General features: G+C 59.5%; 3 protein-coding genes and 1 pseudogene. 3 read left to right on the forward strand and 1 reads right to left on the reverse strand.

What is annotated here, in order from left to right:
• From dut to argB, 3 genes and pseudogenes are all read left to right on the forward strand, one after another.
• A partial coding sequence (gene dut, locus ACIOZM_RS31400) for a dUTP diphosphatase (protein WP_401221497.1) occupies positions 1 to 453 on the forward strand: 453 nt, incomplete at its 5' end.
• 302 nt (positions 454 to 755) lie between these two features.
• Positions 756 to 2,159 (forward strand): annotated as a pseudogene (locus tag ACIOZM_RS31405) (phosphomannomutase/phosphoglucomutase); the annotation flags it as partial.
• 17 nt (positions 2,160 to 2,176) lie between these two features.
• Positions 2,177 to 3,082 carry an acetylglutamate kinase gene (argB, locus tag ACIOZM_RS31410; RefSeq protein ID WP_003229488.1) on the forward strand — a complete coding sequence of 302 codons (906 nt, stop codon included), beginning with the start codon at positions 2,177 to 2,179 and terminating at the stop codon, positions 3,080 to 3,082.
• Between the two features lie 168 nt (positions 3,083 to 3,250).
• On the opposite strand, the gene pyrE is transcribed toward argB, so the two are convergent.
• Positions 3,251 to 3,895 (reverse strand): orotate phosphoribosyltransferase, encoded by a 645-nt coding sequence (pyrE, locus tag ACIOZM_RS31415; protein ID WP_008030591.1) that lies wholly within the window; start codon positions 3,893 to 3,895, stop codon positions 3,251 to 3,253.
• Between the last annotated feature and the right edge of the window lie 72 nt (positions 3,896 to 3,967).

The following is a 3,967-nucleotide window of genomic DNA, read 5'->3' on the forward strand; positions in this document are numbered from 1 at the left end:
CACGCTTTGCAAGCCAAGATCCTCGACCCACGCATCGGTACCGAATTCCCGCTGCCGCAATACGCCACCCCGGGCTCCGCCGGCCTCGACCTGCGCGCCATGCTGCAACAAGACACCGTGATCAAGCCGGGTGAAACCGTACTGATCCCTACCGGCCTGTCGGTTTACATCGGCGACCCGAACCTCGCCGCGCTGATCCTGCCGCGCTCGGGTATGGGCCATAAGCACGGCATCGTGCTGGGTAATCTCGTGGGCCTGATCGACTCCGATTACCAGGGCCCGCTGATGGTTTCCTGCTGGAACCGTGGCCAGACCGAATTCACCATGCCGGTCGGCGAACGTCTGGCGCAACTGGTACTGGTGCCAGTGGTGCAGGCGCATTTCGAGATGGTTGAAGAGTTCGTTGAAACCGAACGTGGCACTGGTGGTTTCGGACACTCGGGCACCAAATAACCCGCTGCAATACATTCCCTGTAGGAGCTGCCGGAGGCTGCGATCTTTTGATCTTGTTTTTAAAAATCACAATCAAAAGATCGCAGCGTTCCGCAGCTCCTACAGGGGAAATTTGCGCAGATTCATCTGAAAGGTTTACTGCCGGAAATCAAGGTTTTGCCGGCCGAAAGCCACGCCAGCCGAGGTGTCATGGCCCTTTCACACCACGAACTCTCTGTGGAAAACGCCGTCATACCCTTCAGTTTGAGCCTGCCGTCGAATGACTCGTCGGTCTGTCCAGCCACTTTCGAGATGGAGCATTTCCGCAGATGAGCACCCCAGCCCAAGTTGCCCCAAAGCTGCCTGACAGCATCTTCCGCGCCTACGACATTCGCGGCACCGTGCCGGAATTTCTCAACGCCGAAACCGCTTACTGGATCGGTCGCGCCATCGGCTCGCAGAGCCTGGCCCAAGGCGAGCCGAACGTCTCTGTCGGTCGCGATGGACGCCTGTCCGGCCCTGAGCTGGTCGCCGAACTGATTCGCGGCATCGCCGAAAGCGGCTGCCATGTCAGCGACGTCGGCCTGGTGCCAACGCCGGCGCTGTACTACGCCGCCAACGTACTGGCCGGCAAATCCGGTGTGATGCTTACCGGCAGCCACAACCCTTCGAACTACAACGGCTTCAAGATCGTTATCGCCGGCGATACCCTCGCCAATGAACAGATCCAGGCCCTGCACGACCGCCTCAAGAGCAACAACCTGAGCAGCGGCACCGGCAGCGTGACCCAGGTCGAGATTCTTGATCGCTACAACACCGAAATCGTCCAGGACATCAAACTGGCCCGTCGCCTGAAAGTCGTGGTCGATTGCGGCAACGGCGCGGCCGGCGTGATCGCCCCGCAACTGATCGAAGCGCTGAACTGCGAAGTCATCCCGCTGTTCTGCGAAGTGGACGGCAACTTCCCGAACCACCACCCGGACCCGGGCAAACCGGAAAACCTCGTCGACCTGATCGCCAAGGTCAAGGAAACCAAGGCCGACCTCGGCCTGGCTTTCGACGGTGACGGTGACCGCGTCGGCGTAGTGACCAACACCGGCAGCATCGTCTTCCCGGATCGCCTGCTGATGCTGTTCGCCCGCGACGTGCTGGCGCGCAACCCGGACGCGGAGGTCATCTTCGACGTCAAATGCACACGCCGCCTGGTACCGCTGATCAAGGAATACGGTGGTCGTCCGCTAATGTGGAAGACTGGTCATTCGTTGATCAAAAAGAAGATGAAACAATCCGGCGCGCTGTTGGCCGGTGAAATGAGCGGGCACATTTTCTTCAAGGAACGCTGGTTCGGTTTCGATGACGGTATCTACAGCGCCGCGCGGCTGCTGGAGATCCTCAGCAAGGAAAAATCCTCGGCAGAAGAGTTGTTCGCAACCTTCCCGAACGATATTTCTACGCCGGAAATCAATATCCATGTGACCGAAGAGAGCAAATTCAGCATCATTGATGCACTGCACGACGCACAGTGGGGCGCAGGCGCCGACCTGACCACCATCGATGGCGTGCGAGTCGACTACGCCAAAGGCTGGGGCCTGGTGCGCGCCTCCAACACCACACCGGTGCTGGTGCTGCGCTTCGAGGCCGATGACGAGGCTGAATTGCAGCGCATCAAGGATGTGTTCCACGCCCAACTGAAACGCGTTGCACCTGATCTCCAACTACCGTTCTGATTCACCCGGAGCCCTGAATGACCCTCGAACGCGAAGCCGCCGCCCACACCGCCCAGGTCCTGTCCGAAGCGTTGCCTTACATCCGACGTTATGTCGGCAAGACCCTGGTGATCAAATACGGCGGCAACGCGATGGAAAGCGAGGAGCTGAAAACCGGCTTCGCTCGCGACATCGTCTTGATGAAAGCCGTGGGCATCAACCCGGTGGTCGTGCACGGTGGCGGCCCGCAGATCGGTGATCTGCTCAAGCGCCTGTCGATCGAGAGCCATTTTGTCGACGGCATGCGCGTCACCGACGCCGCGACCATGGACGTGGTGGAAATGGTCCTTGGCGGCCAGGTCAACAAGAGCATCGTCAACCTGATCAACCGTCACGGCGGCAGCGCCATCGGCCTGACCGGTAAAGACGCCGGGCTGATTCGTGCGAAGAAGCTCACCGTCACCCGCCAGACCCCGGAAATGACCCAACCGGAAATCATCGACATTGGTCAGGTGGGCGAAGTAGTCGGGATCAACACCGAACTGCTGAACCTGCTGGTCAAAGGCAACTTCATCCCGGTGATCGCGCCAATCGGCGTCGGTGAGAACGGCGAGTCGTACAACATCAACGCCGATCTGGTGGCTGGCAAGGTTGCCGAAGCGCTGAAAGCCGAGAAGCTGATGCTGCTGACCAACATCGCCGGCCTGATGGACAAGTCGGGCACGGTCCTGACCGGCCTGAGCACCCAGCAGGTCGACGACCTGATCGCCGACGGCACCATCTACGGCGGCATGCTGCCGAAGATCCGTTGTGCACTGGAAGCGGTGCAAGGCGGCGTGGGCAGCTCGCTGATCATCGACGGTCGCGTACCGAACGCGATCCTGCTGGAAATCTTCACCGATACCGGTGTGGGCACGCTGATCAGCAATCGCAAGCGCCCGTAAGCAACAACGCAAACAAAAAGACCCCGCTCAGCCTGGCTGAGCGGGGTCTTTTTTTGCCTGCGATCCCTGTGGGAGCGAGCTTGCTCGCGATAGCGGTGAGTCAATCAACAAAGATGTTGAACGTGACGACGCCATCGCGAGCAAGCTCGCTCCCACAGTATCTTGCCGTTACACGCCGAACTGGGCGCGGTAGGCTTCTACGGCTGGCAGGTGCTGCTTGAGTTGTGGATCGTCGGCGAGGAATTCCAGCACCTGATTCAGTGAAACGATGCTGATCACCGGAATGCCGAAATCGCGTTCCACTTCCTGGATGGCCGACAATTCACCGTTGCCACGCTCCTGACGGTTCAGGGCGATCAGCACGCCGGCAGCCTTGGCGCCGTCCTGCGAAGCGATGATTTGCATCACTTCACGGATAGCGGTACCAGCGGTGATCACGTCGTCGATGATCAGCACGTCGCCGGTCAGCGGCGCGCCGACCAGACTACCGCCTTCGCCGTGGGCCTTGGCTTCCTTGCGGTTGAAGCACCATGGCAGGTCACGGTCGTGATGCTCGGCCAGCGCGACAGCAGTGGTTGCTGCCAACGGGATGCCTTTGTAGGCCGGGCCAAACAGCACGTCGAAGGCAATGCCGCTCTCGACAATGGCTGCGGCGTAGAAACGACCCAGCTGCGCCAGGGCCGAACCCGAGTTGAACAGGCCGGCATTGAAGAAGTAAGGACTGGTGCGCCCGGACTTCAGGGTGAACTCACCGAAGCGCAAAACGCCGCGATCGATGGCAAAACGAATGAAATCGCGCTGATACGCTTGCATGAAAAATACCCCAAATTACTGGGTTTTATATTATTAGCTTGACGACGTGTATCATACACGCAAGCGATTTTT

Source organism: Pseudomonas sp. NPDC087346 (assembly GCF_044744235.1).
Classification (GTDB): Bacteria; Pseudomonadota; Gammaproteobacteria; order Pseudomonadales; family Pseudomonadaceae; genus Aquipseudomonas.

Excerpts from the sequence above, each read along its gene's own strand:
- argB (WP_003229488.1), top strand. The coding sequence starts at position 2,177 with ATGACCCTCGAACGCGAAGCCGCCGCCCACACCGCCCAGGTCCTGTCC.
- pyrE (WP_008030591.1), bottom strand. The coding sequence starts at position 3,895 with ATGCAAGCGTATCAGCGCGATTTCATTCGTTTTGCCATCGATCGCGGC.